Genomic DNA, 17,643 nt, shown 5'->3' with positions numbered 1-17,643 from the left:
TGGTTATCTGGACAATTTCCATTTTACCAAACATGAAGGGTGTTTTTCTGTCAAGCTTGCTAATTTTTCAAAAGATTTTCAGTAGCAGCAGTATCTAAGCGTGTTTTTCAAGGTGCGAAACTTGAGTAATTATCTGAAAATTTAAAATGTTCACGTGAACATAGATAATTAACGAGCATCCTGTTATAATTTTATATAGTAAACCGAACTCAAAAATTAGCTGGAGGTTTAATCATGAAACTTTCCGTATTTACTGTCGTAACCCCGGATTTAACGCCGGAGGAATTGGGCGCCGCAGCCAAGGAAGCGGGAATTGACGGCATCGAATGGCGTTTTAAAGAAACTCCTGCGGAATTCAAGGACGAGCAGCCTTCGTTCTGGCGCCGCAACCTGTGCTCGATCGATCCGTCCGCATCCGACGAAGAATTGGAGCGGTTCGCGCGCATTGCCAGCGATAACGGATTGCAGACGATCAGCGTTACGCCTTACTTGCAGGCGGGGGATATCGAAGCGACCGAGCGCGTGCTGCAAGTAGCGCAAAAGCTCGGAGCCAAGGTGATCCGCGTCGGCGTGCCGGGGTATGACCGTTCCGTAAACTATAACGAATTGTTCGACAAAGAAGTTCGGTATCTGGAAGCGGTAGAGCCGCTCGCCAAACAATACGGAATCAAATGTCTGGTGGAAACGCACCACAACACGATTATTGCCAGCGCGTCCGCGGCGCTTCGTCTGGTCAGCCGCTTCAATCCGGAGCATATCGGCGTTTTGTTCGATCCGGGCAACATGGTGCACGAAGGCTATGAAAACTTCCGGATGGGCATGGAAATGCTCGGGCCGTATCTTGCTCATGTTCATATTAAAAATACGGGCTGGAAAAAATCCGAAGTTCGCGAAGACGGCTCGCAAGGCTGGACTTCCTACTGGGAGCCTAATCTCGAAGGCATCGTGAACTGGAAGCAAGTGCTGTCCGATCTGAAAGCGGTCGGCTACGACGGTTACTTGGGCGTAGAAGATTTCAGCGGCAAGTACGCGTCCAAAGAGCTTCTGAAGCAATACGCGGAAGAAGTGCGCGCTATTCTGGCTTCGATCTAACTAAATATTAGGCTTCAAGCCATAAACCGTCCGCCGACAAGGCAGGGCGGTTTTTTTTCAAGATAAAGCAAAAAAATCTCCGAAGGGCCGCCGTGAAGCGCCGGTACGGAGATTTTTGGCATCGTCTGCGGGCGGCTTAGGCGTGAATGACGCCGTAACCGAGCAAAACAATGAGCACGAGCAGAATAACGAATACAATCCACATCGGAGCGGCGGACTGCTGCCTGCGGCGGCGGGCGACGATCATTTCCATCATGCCGATAAGAACAATCGCGAGCACCCCTTTAATGACGTACAGCAACGGAAAGCCGAGAAGGGTCAGCATGCCGATCCCCGACACAAGCATAATAAGGTAGAACAGCCTAAGAATCATCTGCGTCACTTTTTGTCTGTAGAAAATGACGCTAAGGATGAAGAGAATAATCATCAATGCCCACGAACCGGCATGGGATTGATAAAAAATGTTAAACATGCGCGTACCTCCTGATTGAAGTTGTCAAAACGGCGGCTTTCTTGCCACACAGGAAAGTTTAAGTGAATTAAAGCGTTATCGTAATAAAGAACATTTCCTATTGGCGATAAAAACTGCCTCTGACCGTGGTCGCTCATCTTTGAATAAGCGTCGAAAAACGTTTCGCTCATAAGATTCATATGCGCAATTGCACATAATTGGACAACCTGATTATATAGCTCTCCGCTTCCAAAAGCAATCCATTCACCGGAAGTTCGAAGGTTGTTCAATAATATGTAGGACTGCGGCAGCAAGCGGATACAAGCTTGTCCGATCAGGCTCCGGGCTGTCAACCCCGCGAAGATTAAAATTTTCTTAGACGTTTTTAATAAAGCCGACGAAAGCGATACGCGGCCCGGCTTTTGCCCCGCACTGGTACATGTTGGGCCGATTTTGTATGGTATACTGGGTTCATCAAGCAGCACAGGGACAGCGACTCCCCATATCAAATTCGATCAAGGAGATGATGACTACATGATGAAACCTGTGAACAAGAAGTGGATTGCTAAAACAGCGATGGCCGTAACCATCGGCTTTACCGCGATGTTTTCCGGAACGATGCTCATTCCAGCCCATCAGGCTTATGCATATAGCGCAAGCAAAGCTTCGCAAATCGTAGCTACCAGCAAAAAGTATTTGAAGACGCCGTACCGATTCGGCGCCGCAACCGGCCAAAGCCGCAATTTTGACTGCTCGGCGTTTACCCAATTTGTTTTTGCCAAATACGGCGTTGATTTGCCGCGCGAGTCCAAGGATCAGGCGAAAAAGGGCACGTTCGTGGCCAAGAAAGATTTGAAGCCGGGCGATCTGGTTTTCTTTTATTCGCCTATTCATCACGTCGGCATTTATATCGGCGGCGGCAAGATCATTCACACGTACGGCGATCCGGGCGTAACGATCTCCGATATTACGAGCGGATGGTGGTCGGATCATTATAAGACGGCCCGCCGCGTACTGTAGTTGTTAATGACTTGAAGCAACAAACCCATATGCCCCCTTCCATTACCATATGGGTTCTATATAACTAGACCGTCCTTTCGGGACGGTCTTTTTTCGCTGCGCAGCCGATCTTCAGCCGTCGTGATCCTGCTCGGAGGGGAGCGCATGAGCGGCGGCATGCAGAGGCAATCGAACCGTTACCCGGGTGCCTTGACCCGGGCGGCTTGCAATCGATATGGTGCCCTGGTGCGACTGTACGATTTTGCGGGCAATGGCCAGTCCCAGACCGCTGCCGCCGGTCGAACGGCTTCTGGCTTGATCGACCCGGTAGAACCGGTCGAACAGACGGGGGATTTCGGCTTCCTCGATGCCGATGCCCCGGTCGGTAACTTGCAGCTCCACGATATACGGATCGCGCGGATCGTGCTTGAGGGTGATTTCCACCGGCTTTTGGCTGTATTTGATCGCATTGTCGAGAAGAATGATCACCAATTGCTTTACCTTTTCCGGATTTCCGTGCATCGTATGGAATTGCAGCTCATTGCTGAAGCGGATTTCGCGGCGAAACGTTCTTTGCAGCGATGCGGCCGTCGTCCGAACCAGATCGGCCAGCTCGAAATCGATCATGGGACGGTGCGGGTCGGCCTCCATATTGGCAATCACCAGCAAGGAATGGGTCAGATTCCTCAGCCTGCCTGCCTCCGAACGGATCGCTTCGATTGCTTCTTCGCGCAGCGCCGCATCCTTGCCTCCCCATCTTTGCAGCAAATCGGCATAGCTTTCGATAACGGTTAAAGGCGTTTTCAGCTCATGGGACGCATCGGCGAGAAACTGCTGCTGGCGCAAGAAGCTGTTTTCCAGTTTGCCTATCATGGCGTTGAATGTATGCGTCAATCGGCCAAGCTCATCCCGATGTCTGGAAGGGGGGAGAACGACGCGTTTGAATATCCCGTTCTTCTGAATCGATTCCATAATTTGCCCCAGCTCGTGAATTGGCTGAAGAATGACTCTGGCAAAATACATGCCTCCGACGATCGAGAGAAGCGCCGCTCCTGCCGTCGTAAACATAAGCACGGTAATTAATACGGTTAAATATTCATTAAGCGTATCAAGCTTACGGCTTATTTGCAGCGCTCCGAGCAGCGTCTCTTCCGGGCCCATAATCGGCATTTGGATATAAGCGATAAGCGCATTTTTCGTCCACAGCGTTTTGGAAATCGAGCGAGTGTCGAACTGAACCGGCAGATCGGCGAGCTGGCCGGAGGAGTCAAGCTGTACGACGATATTGGAATTCGTATCGATAAACCGAATCATTTCCTGGGGAACAAGAAGAGGCCTCAGCCAGCTCTCCTCCCCCCACAGCTCTTTGTGGAAAAAATTCGGCTGTGAAGCCAGCGTCTGCGCTGCATTCCACAATAGCGTGATCTCGCTTCGGGTTGTAATCCGTACGACCATATAATAGGTCACGATATTAAATAAAAACAGAACGATGACGATCGACGAGGCGATCAGCAGCGTAATTTTCGTCCGCAGTCTCATGAGGAAGGCTCGCCGTTCTTAACCAGATAGCCGACGCCGCGCAGCGTATGAATCAGCTTGCAGGAATAGCCTTGGTCGACCTTTTGCCGCAAATAGCGGATATAGACGTCGACGACGTTCGTATCGCCGATAAAGTCGTAGCCCCAAACCTCGGATAAAATTTTTTCCCGGGACAGCACTTCGCCTTGATGGCTGATCAAATAGAAAAGCAGATCAAATTCCTTGGGAGTCAGTTCGATCTGATGTTCTTCCCGCTTCACTTGTCTCGTCCGGATATTCATGGTCAGGGAGTCCACATGCACTTCGTCATCCGGCGCAAGGCTGCCGCCGCCCGCTTCGGGCGCCGCCTTCTGCAAGCTGGCCATCCGCAGCAGGTTGCGGATGCGCGCGAGCAGTTCCTCGATAGCGAAGGGCTTGGTGACATAATCGTTAGCCCCTTGATCGAGTCCGCTAACCCGGTCCGGCACGGCATCCCGGGCCGTAAGCAAAATAACGGGCTGCTGGCAGCCGTTCTGCCTTAAGCGCCGCAGCACTTCGAGTCCGTTCAGCTCCGGGAGCATAATGTCGAGCAGCATCAGATCCCAGCCTCCGGCAAGGCCCATCTCGAGCCCGTCCCGTCCGTTATTCGCATGCAGTACCGCATAGCCTTCATGCTCCAGCTCCAGCTGCAAAATGCGGCCGATTTTCTCCTCGTCTTCAACGACCAATATCGTATGCGTCATGAAAGCCTCCGCCGTTTATTCAGTAAAAATAGTATGTGATGGGACAAGGGGATCTATGTGTTAACGGCATCTGGTAAAAGGAAATATTTTGGATAAGATTTGTAATCAAAATGAAATGTGTTTTTCATCTTAAATTAATGAAACAGGCCTATAATAAAACGTGACCCCCTTTTCATAATATATATATCTCAGACCCGGAAACCACCGTTTGGTTTTGCGGGTCTCTTTTTTTAGTATAATGAGGAGGAAGCTCTTCGAGCGAAGAGATTCTTAGGAAACAACGCAGCACATGATGAGATGAGGGAGCGTGCCTATGAAACGATTGAACGATATCCATCTTCGCGATCCTTTTATATTGCCGGTAGAATCGATACGCAAATATTATTTATACGGCACATCCGGCGAAACCGCATGGACGGGCAAGCCTCATGGCTTCGACGTTTACATAAGCGACGATCTGCAGCAATGGGACGGGCCGTATCCGGCATTCGTTCCTGAGCCCTCCTTCTGGGCCGATCAGTACTACTGGGCGCCGGAGGTTCACGAGTGGAAAGGACAGTATTACATGCTGGCCAGCTTCAAATCGGAGAATCGATGCCGCGGCACGGAAATTCTCGTCTCCAGCCGTCCGGAAGGACCCTTCGCTGTGCATGGCGACGGTCCGGTCACTCCCCGCGATTGGGAATGCCTGGACGGCACATTGTATGTAGACCGGGCCGGAGATCCTTGGATCGTATTTTGCCATGAGTGGGTTCAGATTAAGGACGGAGAAATTTGCGCGATGCGTCTTACTCCCGATCTGAAGGAAGCGACCGGCGAACCGATCACTTTGTTCAAAGCCTCGGACGCGCCTTGGGTGAGACCGGTCCGAGGCGACGATGTGTTCGTAACGGACGGGCCGTTCTTCTACACGTCCAGAACCGGCGAGCTGCTGCTTCTTTGGTCCAGCTTCGGGGAAGAAGGCTATGCGATGGGGATCGCCCGCTCGCTGAACGGAGACATCGAAGGTCCTTGGGTTCAGGAGCAGGAACCGTTCTTCCGCAAGGACGGAGGGCACGGCATGTTATTTCACGGATTTGCGGGAGGCTTAATGCTGCCGATTCATACGCCGAACAAGCAGCCGCTGGAGCGGCCGCATATTTTCCGCGTCGAGGACCGCGGAGGCACGCTCGCTATCGAGTCCGCTTTGTTCTAGGCCCGGCTCGGTCGCGATATATTGCCTCTTGCTACAGACAGACGCCCGGTTCGAACGAAGCCGGCGTCTTTTTTTTTGCAAAACGATTGAATCATCATATGAATTATAATATATTATAAATACATCATATGAATTTAACATAGCTGCAATAGAGGAAAGGCGGCTGCGGATGCAGCCAGGTGATCCGAATGAATAAGAAACTGACTTATGAAACCGTTTACGACCAAATCAAGCAAAATATTGCCGGCGGCGTATGGAAGCAAGGGGAGAAGCTGCCTCCGCTTGAGCAGTTGTCCGCCGAGCTGGGGGTCGGCATCTCCTCGGTGCGGGAAGCGGTCCGCATTCTCGGCAAGCAGAAAATATTGCGCATTGAGCAGGGGCGCGGCACATACGTGCAGGACGACCTGTCCGACAAGCCGGGTCATCGGCTCGATTTTCTGGAGAGGGCGACGATGCTTCAGCTTACCGAAGCGCGGCTGATCGTAGAGCCGGAGCTTGCGGCGCTGGCGGCGGAGAAGGCGACCGAAGCGGAAGCGCAAGCCATTGTGGACGCAGCCGAGGCGATGAAGCGGAAGATGGAGAAGAAGCAGGATTTTCTCAAGGAGGACATGCTGTTTCACGAGCTGATAGCCAAGGCTTCGCATAATGAAGTGATGTACCACATGCTCGACCGGATCGGCGATTTGCTTGTAGACAGCCGCCGCAAATCAATGAAGTGGGAGGGGATGGATGCGAAAGCTTCCTCCTACCATTATTTGATCGCGCAGGCGATTGCGCAGCGCAACCCGACCCAGGCCAGGGCGCTGATGAAATGCCATTTGGAAGATATGCTGGTTGAATTCCGCAAAGGAGAGGATCGGATATGAAAATCAAATCGATAGAACTGTTTAAGGTGCCGCCGCGCTGGCTGTTTCTGAAAATGACGACGGATGACGGCATCGTCGGCTGGGGCGAGCCGATCGTCGAAGGGAAGGCCGACACCGTGCGCGCCGCGGTGGAAGAGATGAGCGAGTTTCTGATCGGCAGGGACCCGGGCCACGTCGAAGACTTGTGGCAGGTGCTGTACCGCGGCGGATTTTACCGCGGCGGCCCGATCTTGACCAGCGCCATCTCCGGCATCGAGCAGGCGCTGTGGGATATTAAGGGCAAGAGCCTCGGCGTGCCCGTATACGATTTGCTGGGCGGCCCGGTGCGGGAGAAGATGCGCGTCTACGCCTGGATCGGCGGAGACAAGCCGGACGATGTCGCCGAGGCCGCCCTGGAGAAGATCGCGCAGGGCTACACTGCGATCAAGATGAACGGCACCGCCGAGATGGAATGGATCGACTCCTGGCAGAAGGTGGAGGAGGCGGTCGAACGGCTTGCGGCGGTGCGCGAAGCGATCGGCAGCGCGAACGGCATCGGCGTCGATCTGCACGGCCGCGTCCATAAGACGATGGCGAAGGTGCTGATCAAGGAGATGGAACCGTTCAAGCCGATGTTTATCGAGGAGCCGGTGCTGCCCGAGAACAATGAAGCGCTTCTGGAAATTGCCAAAGGCTCCAGCGTGCCGATCGCGACGGGGGAAAGAATGTACACCCGCTGGGATTTCAAACGGCTGCTCACCCAAGGCGGCGCAGATATTATTCAGCCGGATTTGAGCCATGCCGGAGGCATCTGGGAGGTGCGCAAAATCGCCGCGATGGCGGAAGCGTTCGACGTTGCGGTGGCGCCGCATTGCCCGCTCGGACCGATTGCGCTCGCCGCCTCGCTGCAGCTCGACTTCTGCACGCCGAATGCTTTTATTCAGGAGCAAAGCCTAGGCATTCATTACAATCAGGGGTCCGATCTGCTTGATTATTTGGCTGATCCTTCGGTGTTCGAGTACGAGAACGGGTTCGTTAAACGACTGACTAAACCGGGACTCGGCATCGAAATGAACGAAGCCAAAATCAGGGAGATGGCCGCGGTCGGACATCAATGGCGCAATCCGGTATGGCGGAACGAGGACGGCACTGTGACGGAATGGTAGTGTAACGAAGCGGCGGCTCCCGGCTTGGCGGCTCATTATCTGCAGACGCAGCCGAACGGGAGCCGGTTATTGCTTCAGCATCCCCGAATGCTCGATCAGAATATGAACGTTGATCCGTTCCAGCGAATCTTTATCCAGCCCGAGCGCCCCTTCATCCGACAATTTCACCCAGTCCTTGTAACGGGCGAGATACAGCGCGTACTCCAGCTGGAGCAGATCGGTATTCATGGACAGCCCTTTTTCAAAAGTAGAGCGGATTTCTTCCCGGACGGTTTGCTCGGCTTTCGCCAGAAAGTCGGCTTCCTTCGTCTGCCTGAGCAGCTCGACGATGTTGCCGTGCAGCGAAACCGTCAATTCATAACGCGGATGTCCGGAAGCGCTGAGAACGCGAATGACCGGCTTCGGCTTCTCCAAGGAGACGACGCCGATCGTCTTGTCTCCGTCTTTGACGACGAGCGGAGTACGCACGGTCTTCTCCTCCAGCCAGCGCAAGCCCTCCAAGTCTTCCAGGTTCAGCTTCCCCTTCGTTTTTTTCTTCGACAGAACGTAAGCGCCGTCCCATGCCAGCTTGGGGGATGGCTGCTTGAGTTTAGTCCATTGTGCCGGATCGATCGACAAACTCGGTAAAATGACGGTTTTCGCCGGCTCCTGGTAATCTGCGAGAAAGGTCATATAATTTAGCGGTACGATCCATGAGCGCTGCCGGTAATTTTCTACCGGGGCGTGGGAGATGGTCTCCAGGGGCGACAGGTTAAAGAAAGCGGGAGTCGTCAGAATGTCCTTCACCGCCAATTTCGTTCCGAATACCCAGGGAGTAAACCGGATTTCACGGAAACGGACGGTGGCGTCAAGAAAACTGTCAACCCCCTGCTTCAAGGCCCGCTCTCCGATAAGAATGGTCGTAACGTGGCTCCAAATAATCCGCTGCTGCGCCGTATTGTACAAAGCGTTCATAGCGATATTCATCGTCTCGCCTTCCCCGCGTCCTAACCAAATGTTTGCTTGTTCGCGGTTTTGCGCGGCTTCCTGTTTGGCGACGGAGCCGAAATCGAGCATCTGCCCGTAGATGACATAATTGGGCTTTTCGTAGTCGATGCCGAGGGCGGCGATGTAATTGACTTTTTCCACGTTGTGGGAGTCCCAGCAGCCGGTTAACAGAAACACGATCGGCAGAACCCAGCTCGCCTTCCACCGTGCGCGCATTATTCCCGCCCTCTTTGTCGGGTGCCGTCTTTCGGATGAAGCATCGGCGGTCTCTGTTTCTGTTTGTTCCACGGCAGGCTGAGGAGGGCCGGAAGCAGGCCGCGGATCGAAACTGGAGAGAGCGGCGCGAGATAAGGGAGGCCGAATGAACGAAGGCCGGACAAATAGACGACGATAAAGAACATGGCGAGGAAAAAGCCGAACAGCCCGAGAAACGATGCGCAAAGAAGCACGAAAATGCGCAGCACGCTGACGGCCCCGCTTAACGTTTGATTAACCAGCGTAAATGTCGCTACGGCCGTGACGGAGCAGGCGATCAGCATAGTCGGCGAGGCCAAGCCTGCGCGAATGGCGGCATCGCCGATAATGAGCCCTCCGACGACGGCGATCGTCTGGCCCACCGCTTTGGGCAGGCGAATGCCGGCCTCGCGGAAAATCTCAAATAAAAACAGCATCAGCAAAGCTTCAAGCGGCGCCGAGGTAGGGAGCCCGATCCGCGAGTTGGTGACGGTGGCCAGCAAAGGGAACGGGAGCTGTTCCATATTGAAGGCGCTGAGCGCCACCCAGAAGCCCGGAGCGAAGATAGCTACGAACAGGCCGACAATGCGCAGGAGCCGTTCGAATCCGACGAAGTAAAAGTGAAAATGAAGATCCTCGGGAGACTTGAGCTGCTCGGTTAAATTCGAAGGCGCGATTAGCGCCATCGGCGACCCGTCCACAAGGACGGCGAACCTCCCGCGGATTAAGCATTGCGCGATGAAATCCGGACGGCCGATATAATCGACCAGCGGAAACAGCGAATACGAGTGATCAGACAAGCTTTCCTCCAACTGAGCGCTGCTCAGCAAGGCATCCACTTCGATGCGGCTAAGCCGCTCTCTCGCCTCCTGAATGATGTGCGGGTTCATAATATCCCGAATATACATCAAGGACACCTTCGTGCGGCTTCTGCGCCCGATTTCGAAGATTTCGTTGCATAACGACGGCGTTCTCAGCCGCTTGCGGACAAGAGCGACATTGGTGGCCAGCTCCTCGGTAAATGCATCCCGGGGCCCTTTGACGGAAATTTCCGTCGTGGATTCCTCGGGATTCCGCTGGGGGATCTGCGGGATATTGACGGAATACATTAAAGATAGCGATTCGAACAAGAGGAGCAGCTGCCCGCTGAACAACAAGGTGTACATGTCTTCGTTGGAACGGATCGGTTGCAGCTGCAGCAAATCCGTGACTTCCCCCAGGACCGGCTGCCAATCGGCCGAACGCTTAAGCTGCTGATCCAGCACCGGAATGATCCACTCCTGAAACTTCTGAAGATCGACCATTCCTTCGCAATAGACGAACACGAGCTTAAGAGAGCGATCATGATGATAGCGCTGACCGATAATTTTGACGTCGGATGATTCGGCAAAAAAAGCCGTTAGCTTTTCCTCATTCCAATCGGTAATAACTTGAGTCGGGTCCTGCTCGGATGCGGGGGATGCGTTGTGTTTTTCTGCCAGCTTCTTGCGAAGCCATGCGACCCAGTTCATAAGCGGCGTCCTTTCTTTTTGTTTTTGAAAACGGCCAATCCGGCCAGCAGCAGCGAACCGAACAAAACAATAAAGAAGGTGAAGCTGTAATATTTGTGAATGTAGGCAATATAGGTCATATCCGTGACCGGGAGCAGCCCTGCGATAAAGAGGAGAAGGCACAGCAGGTTGGTCGTAATGACGCGCTTCTGCTTAGATTGGATTTGCAGAACCTCGACGGTCAGAAAGACGGATAAGGAGATGCGGATAAAGCTGCCGGACAGCCATTGGTAAATCGAGAAAAAGTCGACATGAGCCACATAGTCCCCGATGGTGACAAGCCTCCATTGCTCATAGGCGGGGTAACGGAGAACGGCGGCTTGCTCGGGACCGAATGCGGCGATGGAGCCCATCAGCGGACCGGGCGTCAGCCCGGCCATAACCGTTATCAGGAAGAGCAAATGCCGCCATTTGACGGACCCTTTGAGCAAATGCTGCATGAATAGGATCATAATCAGCTCGATCATGCCCCTCCGGCGTAAATCATGCAGCGGACAATCGAGACCATAGTTTGTGAACAAAGGGAACAACAGAATGTAACGCTTGTATTGGAAATTGGCTCCCATGACGAAATAGCCGAGCGCGACTACGAAGGGGAGCAAGATGCCGGCGGAAATCGCAATCGATTGAACGCCACGGTTAGTCGTATACCAGCAGAGCAGCATAAAGCAGGCTGCAATGACAATGAGCGGTGTCTGGGGCAAATAGGTGACCTTCGTCCAAGTCGTTGTTTCCCGCAGCGAGATGACGGCCAAGCTGAATAAATACAGGGCCGCCGTCCATCTGACGATGGAAGCGAACCAGGGGCCGATATGGCTGCCCAGCCATTCGATCAGGTTGGTTTGGCCGGTTTTCCGTATGATGACAAACGGAACCCACGTCCAGGCAACCATCAAGGCAAAGGCGCCTATGACGGCGATCCAGGAGTCCCGTTTGGCAGTTTGCAGCAGCAGGGGGATCAGCGTAACGTGGTTGGCCAGCCCTACCGTCATAATAAGCAGCATTCCCATTTGCAGGACTGAGATTTTATTGGATGAGTTCATGTCGGCAAGGTCAACTCCCTAAGGTCACCTTAACATTCATATCCAAAAGCAAACCTTTTTAGTCTGTCGGCATGTCGAATTTTGACATAATTCCCGTATTCCAAGGAAAAATAATAAACTGTTCCGCGTTCCGCAATCGCAAGGGAAAAAAAGGTCTGGCGTTAAGTTATTGATAATGGGCGCTTAAGGCCATACTAAGCAGGATGCCCTGGTTCGTGGCGATTTGTACTTTTGGAAAGGTTTGGTGATTACGGGATGAGACAGAAACAATGTGTCGCTATGCTCCTTGCCGGCGGTGAAGGACGCAGGCTGGGCGTATTGACGCAGACGAAGGCGAAACCGGCGGTTCATTTCGGAGGATCGGCCCGGATGATCGATTTCGCGCTGAGCAATTGCCGGCATTCCTTGCTGGATACGATCGGCGTCGTCACACAATATCGTCCTGAAGCGCTGCATCGTCATATCGGACTCGGTTCGGCATGGCTGGAGAAGCCGGAGCAGGGAGAGGTAGCCATTCTGTCTTCCGGCCAGCCGCATGTCGGCCATGCCGGTTATACGGGAACCGCCGATGCGGTTTACCGCAATTGGCCGTTTATTGTCAAGCATAGCCCCGACACGATTCTTGTACTATCCGGCGATCATATTTATCACATGGACTACCGTTCCATGCTGCAGCGTCATTGGGAAACCGGAGCGGAAGCTACGCTCGCGGTAACTCCGGTGCCGATGGAGGAGGCGGGTCGGTTCGGCATTATGAAAACCGATGCGGCCGGGAAGATTACGGAATTTAAGGAAAAACCGAAGATGCCTGCAAGCAATCTCGCTTCCATGGGAATTTATATGTTTAATACTTCTTTTCTGGAGCGCTATTTGGAGGAAGACGCTGTGAACGAAGCTTCAAGTCACGATTTCGGCAAAGATGTCATTCCGGCGATGCTGGCCGGTCAAGGAAAGCTTCATGCATATGAATTCGCAGGTTATTGGAAGGACGTAGGTACGATCGAAAGTCTCTGGGAAGCTCATATGGATCTGCTCGGCAGCAATCCGCGTTTCGCCTCCAGCCCTGCGGCAAGGCCGCTGTATAGCGGATATGGCCCGGAAGCATCGCGCTATATCGATACATCGGGGACGATCCGCAATTCGATCGTTTGCGCGGATTGCGCCGTTCACGGGCAAGTGGAGGGCTCCGTTATCTCGGCCGGGGTTACTGTAGGGCCGGACAGCCGCATTGTCGACAGTGTCATTATGCCGAACGCTCAAATCGGCAGCGGGGTTACCATCTGCAAGGCGATTATCGGCGAAGGCGCGGTTATTCGGGACGGCGCGGAGATAGGCTCGCCTGACGGCGCGGCCATTTCGGTCGTAGGAGACCGCGAATATGTCGGGCAGGACATGCCTTCCGCCGCTTATATGACGGCCGGCCAGTTCCAAGCCGAATTGATTTTGTGACGGCACGACGGCGCGGGAAAAACAGCTGTTAAAAGCGCCGTGAAAAAGCGGCCGGAAAGCCGGTGGGAGTTGAAGCCGCGTGGAAACTCCTATCGGCCCAGGCCTTGCAATACACAGAGAATTGTCGTAGAATGGTGACTAATCAGTCACTAACTACTGTAGGGAAGGAGGCCTGTTTATGGCCAAATCCGCCTCTGTGTCCAAACGCGACAGCTTGCAGGCCGCCCGCCGCGAAGAAATACTGGAAGCCGCGGTGCAGGTTTTTGCCGAGAACGGTTATTACGGCACTACGACAGCGCAAATCGCCGAGAAGGTGGGCATATCCCAGCCTTATGTGTTCAAGCTGTTCAAGAATAAAGAGGAGCTGTTCGTTGCAGCGCTGGAACGCGCCTTTCAGCGGACCTTGGACTGCTTCGCCCAAGTGGACGTTCCTGCGGATCGTCTTGTAGAAGAAATGATTTTGCGTTATGAGCAATTGATGGAAACGCATCACCATGAGATGGTGCTGCAGGTTCAGGGCCAGGGCATTAAAGACGAACCGATCCGACTGGCGATGAGAGACGGGCTCAGCCGGGTGAGAGAACTGGTGCTTGAACGGTTTCGCGGGGCCAATATTAGCGATCCTGAAGCGGAAGTCAGCTTGTTTCTGGCCAACGGTATGCTCTGTCATGTGGCCGCGGTGCTAGATATGCCGGAGCTGAAGCCGGTGCATAGAAAAGACGGGAGCTGATCCCCGCAAAAGACGGATGAACGGATGACAAGGCGCATAAACGCCGGAATCTCACGGGTTTCCAAGATTTCCAGAGAATATCTTCAGGAACCGTATTCTCGACGGACAAAATGGAACGATTTGTTCTCAAAATGTTCACAATTGTCGAAAATTGCTTTTTTCTATTTGCTTCAGGAGGAGTATAATAGTAATTACATAGGATTCCGTTTGGCGCCTGTTCTATTCGCAAGGAATGAAATAGTTATGGGACTTTTTTTTCTCGCACTTGTGAAAAAAGTTACATTTGGGCTCAAATCCAACGATTCATAAATCTCCTTGGGACGGAAAAGCTATCTTTGAACAGGAATGCAGACACTGGCGGTTTTCTATCTCAAAGCAAAGGAGGACGTTTACTTATGTCAGAAACTACACAAACGATCCCACGGGAATCCATCGATGTACTGGATCAATTGATGAAACCCGAGGTACAACAATCGCTTACCGTTTTGGTGGAGAACCTGCCTAAGTTAGCTGAGCTGGTTACGATCCTGACGAAAACCTACGATGTCGTACAAAATGTGGTAACGGACCAAGTACTGATCGAGGACATCAAGGGCGGCATGGAAGAGTTCGTCAAGCCGATTCAAGAAGGCGCCAAAGGCATTGCATCTGCGGCTATTGAAGCTAACGACCGTGTGCAAACAGCCCAAACCGCTTCGATCGGTCTGTTCGGCATGTTAAGAATGCTGAAAGATCCGCAAGTACAAAAGGCGCTGCAGCTTTCCCAAGCTTTCCTTGACGTATTGGCGGAACGCCGCTCCCAAAAGGAACAGCACTAATTCATCGGATCGAACCTAAGAACGGAGGATAAGTATGTCGAAGCAAATATTAATTCTAGGCGGCGGTTACGGCGGTCTGTTGACTGCGCTGACAGCCCGTAAATACTTTACACCGGAGCAAGCCACAATTACCGTGGTCAACCGTTATCCTACTCACCAAATCATCACGGAGCTTCATAGATTGGCGGTAGGTGGCGTATCCGAGCATGCGGTGGCGCTTCCTCTTGAAAAGCTGCTTCGCGGCAAAAACGTGAACCTCGTTATCGATACGGTAGAAAACATCCGCGTCGAGGATAAAAACGTGCTGCTGAAAAGCGGCAAAACCTTCGAATACGATGCGCTCGTCGTCGCCCTCGGAAGCGAAACGGCGTTCTTCGGAATTCCCGGATTGCAGGAGCACAGCTTTATCCTTAAATCCGTGGCTGATGCCAATCGTCTGCGCGCTCATGTGGAAGAACGCATTGAAGAGTATGCCAGAACCAAGAACAAAGCCGATGCTACGATCGTTGTCGGCGGCGGCGGACTTACCGGAATCGAATTGGTCGGCGAATTTGCCGACATGCTTCCAGGCCTGTGCCGTAAAAAAGGGATCGATTTCAACGAAATTTCCCTTTACTGCGTAGAAGCCGGACCTTCCATTTTGGCAGGCTTTGCTCCTGAATTGGTAGAACGCGCGCAAACCAGCTTGGAAAAACGCGGCGTACAATTTTTGACCGGACTTGCGATTACGGAAATGACGGAAACGGCGGTATCCTTGAAGGACGGCCGTTCGATCGAAACGAATACGCTGGTTTGGACTGGCGGCGTGCAAGGGAACGCGGTTGTCGCCAACTGTGGCATCGAAGTGAACCGCGGACGCGCTACGGTAACTGAATTCCTGCAATCGACATCTCATCCGGATGTATTCATCGCAGGCGACAGCGCCGTCGTTATGGGCAACGAAGGCCGTCCATATCCTCCGACCGCTCAATTGGCATGGCAAATGGGCGAAACGATCGGTTATAATCTGTTCGCTTACTTCAATAACGGACCTAAGGAAGCATTCGTTCCGGTATTCTCGGGAACATTGGGAAGCCTTGGCCGCAAAGACGCTATCGGTACGATCGGCGCGAACCAAACCCGCCTGAAAGGTCTGCCTGCTTCGCTGATGAAGGAAGCGAGCAACATGCGTTACTTGTCGCATATTAACGGTCTTTTCACATTAGCTTATTAATTCAAAGCCAAAAGCCCTGTTTTCGGAATCGTTCCGGGAGCAGGGCTTTTTTTTGCATAGGAGCATGAAGCCTGTTCGGAGCTGTTATGCCGGAGGGGAAGGCTGGTAGAATATAATCCGGTTGCCGGACGGATCGGTAAGCTGTATTTCCTTAGTGCCCCAAGGGGTATTCTCCAGACCCGGTCTGGCGTACTTGTACTGCTGCGACAGCAGGCGGGAATGGAGGTCCGCCACGTTGTCGGTTTCGATTCGCAGGGCGGCGCCCGGCGAACAATCGCCGTAATGCTCGGACAGGTGGATGACGCATCCGCTGCGCGAGATCTGCATGTACAGCGGGAAATTCTCATCGAAGGTATGCTCCCAGTCGAGGGTAAAGCCCAGGAAATTCAAATAAAAGTCCTTGGTCTGACCGACATCGAACATGCGGATGATCGGCACGGGCGGGTTGAAGCGAAGCTCGGGCGTGTCCATAAACGCAGTCCTCCTCTAATGGAAAGGTTTGTAACGGATGAAAGGTTGTAACGGCCGTACAATCGTCATAAAAGTGAAGCTGGGATTAGAATACAGGATTTGGGAAAGGAACACAACGACTGCCGGTAAATAAGCGTGGACAGTTTCAAATAATAATGTATAATAATTCATTAAAATAAATAATTATTCACGGAAAGGATGATAGTGCATGGAAACGACGATCCGCCCTATGAGTCCCGGCGATCTGGAAGCGGTAGTGCGGCTTCAGCCCGAAGGATGGGGCGATCTCCGGCCTCCGCTTGCGTTCTATTTGCAGTTTGCGAGCTGCGAGACGATTGTGGCTGAGCACAAGGGTCAAGTGATCGGCGTAGCCAATGGGACGCAGTTCGGTCCGACGGCCTGGATCGGTCCTATCATTGTCGATGCCGCCTTCCGCGGGCAAGGGGCGGGCAAGCTGCTGACCAAAGGCATCGTAAGCATCATGCAGGGGAAGGGCTGCCGTACCTTGCAGCTTATCGCGACGGACCTCGGCAGGCCGGTCTATGAGAAGCTGGGCTTTGCGGCGGACGGGGAGTACTGCTTTATGCGCAAAAGCGACGAAAGCATCGTCAAGCCGTTCCCCGAGCCGGTGCCGATGCGGCTGATGACCGGGCGCGATCTGCCGCAGGCGGGGCTGCTCGACCGCCGGGCGACGGGAGAGGATCGCTCGGCGCTGATCGGCGTCCTTTGGCCGAACGGCGGCTGGGTCGTGCCGCACGCGGACGGCTCCGGGCTGCGCGCGTTTCAGCTTAATCTGCCCTGGGCCGCAGGCACGATCATAGCGGAGGACGCCGAAGCGGGCTGTGCGCTGCTGCATCGATTGATCGATGCGGACGGGAAGCGTTCGCTTGCGGTCCTGGACGGCAACCGCGCCGCGTTGGAGTATGCCGAAGGAGAAGGATTTACGGTCGTCAAGCGCGCCGTCCGAATGAGGCTCGGCGAGCCGCTGCCTTGGCGTCCGGAGATGGTCTTCTCCCGGCTTAGCGGATCAGTGGGATAATTGCGGCGGACCGGCCAATGTTGCGGTGACTTTTGTAATGCTCCGTCGCTTGCTCTCTTGGTACCGCCAGCGGTTCTGAGTGAAGACGAGGTAAGCTTGC

18 protein-coding genes are annotated in these 17,643 nt (G+C 53.4%); 10 read left to right on the top strand and 8 right to left on the bottom strand.

Annotated elements, in window-relative coordinates:
• Positions 1-234: 234 nt before the first annotated feature.
• Positions 235-1,092, top strand: a complete 858-nt coding sequence (locus tag N0M98_RS13995; protein ID WP_249860941.1) for a sugar phosphate isomerase/epimerase family protein — start codon at positions 235-237, stop codon at positions 1,090-1,092.
• A 136-nt stretch (positions 1,093-1,228) separates the two neighbouring features.
• On the opposite strand, the gene N0M98_RS13990 is transcribed toward N0M98_RS13995, so the two are convergent.
• Both N0M98_RS13990 and N0M98_RS13985 read right to left on the bottom strand, forming a co-directional pair.
• Positions 1,229-1,564: a DUF1516 family protein gene (locus N0M98_RS13990; protein WP_249860942.1), complete on the bottom strand. Its 336-nt coding sequence runs from the start codon at positions 1,562-1,564 to the stop codon at positions 1,229-1,231.
• Entirely contained in the window at positions 1,519-2,028 is a 510-nt protein-coding gene (locus N0M98_RS13985) for a hypothetical protein (protein ID WP_259618248.1), read from the bottom strand. The genes N0M98_RS13990 and N0M98_RS13985 overlap by 46 nt, the downstream gene beginning before the upstream one ends.
• Before the next feature lie 49 nt (positions 2,029-2,077).
• Here N0M98_RS13985 and N0M98_RS13980 point away from each other — a divergent pair, with 49 nt between their 5' ends.
• Positions 2,078-2,563 carry a C40 family peptidase gene (locus tag N0M98_RS13980; RefSeq protein WP_259618247.1) on the top strand — a complete coding sequence of 162 codons (486 nt, stop codon included), beginning with the start codon at positions 2,078-2,080 and terminating at the stop codon, positions 2,561-2,563.
• A 111-nt stretch (positions 2,564-2,674) separates the two neighbouring features.
• Here the strand turns inward: N0M98_RS13980 and N0M98_RS13975 are convergent, their stop codons facing one another.
• Together N0M98_RS13975 and N0M98_RS13970 are read right to left on the bottom strand one after the other, a co-directional pair.
• Entirely contained in the window at positions 2,675-4,081 is a 1,407-nt protein-coding gene (locus N0M98_RS13975; protein WP_259618246.1) for a sensor histidine kinase, read from the bottom strand.
• Positions 4,078-4,803 carry a response regulator transcription factor gene (locus N0M98_RS13970; protein ID WP_259618245.1) on the bottom strand — a complete coding sequence of 242 codons (726 nt, stop codon included), beginning with the start codon at positions 4,801-4,803 and terminating at the stop codon, positions 4,078-4,080. Before N0M98_RS13970 ends, N0M98_RS13975 begins: the two co-directional genes overlap by 4 nt.
• 313 nt (positions 4,804-5,116) lie before the next feature.
• Between N0M98_RS13970 and N0M98_RS13965 the strand changes: the two genes are divergently transcribed.
• The 3 genes from N0M98_RS13965 to dgoD all read left to right on the top strand — a co-directional run bounded on the left by N0M98_RS13965 (position 5,117) and on the right by dgoD (position 8,009).
• The gene (locus N0M98_RS13965) at positions 5,117-5,998 is read left to right on the top strand and encodes a glycoside hydrolase family 43 protein (RefSeq protein ID WP_259618244.1); all 882 of its coding nucleotides are present in this window, start codon (positions 5,117-5,119) and stop codon (positions 5,996-5,998) included.
• Between the two features lie 188 nt (positions 5,999-6,186).
• Positions 6,187-6,864 (top strand): FadR/GntR family transcriptional regulator, encoded by a 678-nt coding sequence (locus N0M98_RS13960; protein ID WP_249860948.1) that lies wholly within the window; start codon positions 6,187-6,189, stop codon positions 6,862-6,864.
• A complete protein-coding gene (gene dgoD / locus N0M98_RS13955) occupies positions 6,861-8,009 on the top strand; it encodes a galactonate dehydratase (protein WP_259618243.1) in 1,149 nt (382 codons plus the stop codon). The genes N0M98_RS13960 and dgoD overlap by 4 nt, the downstream gene beginning before the upstream one ends.
• Before the next feature lie 66 nt (positions 8,010-8,075).
• Here dgoD and N0M98_RS13950 read toward each other — a convergent pair whose 3' ends face one another.
• From N0M98_RS13950 to N0M98_RS13940, 3 genes are read right to left on the bottom strand one after another with little or no spacing between them, the layout of a single operon-like run.
• Positions 8,076-9,212, bottom strand: coding sequence for a Ger(x)C family spore germination protein (locus tag N0M98_RS13950; RefSeq protein ID WP_259618242.1), 1,137 nt, complete (start codon positions 9,210-9,212; stop codon positions 8,076-8,078).
• Complete coding sequence (locus N0M98_RS13945; RefSeq protein ID WP_259618241.1) at positions 9,212-10,741, bottom strand: spore germination protein; 1,530 nt, start codon at positions 10,739-10,741, stop codon at positions 9,212-9,214. Before N0M98_RS13945 ends, N0M98_RS13950 begins: the two co-directional genes overlap by 1 nt.
• A complete protein-coding gene (locus N0M98_RS13940) occupies positions 10,738-11,823 on the bottom strand; it encodes a GerAB/ArcD/ProY family transporter (RefSeq protein WP_259618240.1) in 1,086 nt (361 codons plus the stop codon). The genes N0M98_RS13945 and N0M98_RS13940 overlap by 4 nt, the downstream gene beginning before the upstream one ends.
• Before the next feature lie 255 nt (positions 11,824-12,078).
• On the opposite strand from N0M98_RS13940, the gene N0M98_RS13935 reads away from it, so the two are divergent.
• From N0M98_RS13935 to N0M98_RS13920, 4 genes are all read left to right on the top strand, one after another.
• Complete coding sequence (locus N0M98_RS13935) at positions 12,079-13,272, top strand: glucose-1-phosphate adenylyltransferase (RefSeq protein ID WP_249860953.1); 1,194 nt, start codon at positions 12,079-12,081, stop codon at positions 13,270-13,272.
• A 178-nt stretch (positions 13,273-13,450) separates the two neighbouring features.
• Positions 13,451-14,002: a TetR/AcrR family transcriptional regulator gene (locus N0M98_RS13930; protein WP_259618239.1), complete on the top strand. Its 552-nt coding sequence runs from the start codon at positions 13,451-13,453 to the stop codon at positions 14,000-14,002.
• 395 nt (positions 14,003-14,397) lie between these two features.
• Complete coding sequence (locus N0M98_RS13925; protein ID WP_249860955.1) at positions 14,398-14,820, top strand: DUF1641 domain-containing protein; 423 nt, start codon at positions 14,398-14,400, stop codon at positions 14,818-14,820.
• Positions 14,821-14,854: 34 nt separating this feature from the next.
• Positions 14,855-16,033 (top strand): NAD(P)/FAD-dependent oxidoreductase, encoded by a 1,179-nt coding sequence (locus N0M98_RS13920; protein ID WP_249860956.1) that lies wholly within the window; start codon positions 14,855-14,857, stop codon positions 16,031-16,033.
• An 84-nt stretch (positions 16,034-16,117) separates the two neighbouring features.
• Here the strand turns inward: N0M98_RS13920 and N0M98_RS13915 are convergent, their stop codons facing one another.
• Positions 16,118-16,504 (bottom strand): glyoxalase superfamily protein, encoded by a 387-nt coding sequence (locus N0M98_RS13915; protein WP_249860957.1) that lies wholly within the window; start codon positions 16,502-16,504, stop codon positions 16,118-16,120.
• A 208-nt stretch (positions 16,505-16,712) separates the two neighbouring features.
• On the opposite strand from N0M98_RS13915, the gene N0M98_RS13910 reads away from it, so the two are divergent.
• A complete protein-coding gene (locus tag N0M98_RS13910) occupies positions 16,713-17,543 on the top strand; it encodes a GNAT family N-acetyltransferase (RefSeq protein ID WP_259618238.1) in 831 nt (276 codons plus the stop codon).
• Positions 17,544-17,643 lie beyond the last annotated feature (100 nt).

Source organism: Paenibacillus doosanensis (assembly GCF_025060755.1).
Taxonomy (GTDB): domain Bacteria; phylum Bacillota; class Bacilli; order Paenibacillales; family NBRC-103111; genus Paenibacillus_S; species Paenibacillus_S doosanensis.
Note: the sequence above shows the minus strand (reverse complement) of the source record. Positions and strands in the feature narration are given on the sequence as shown.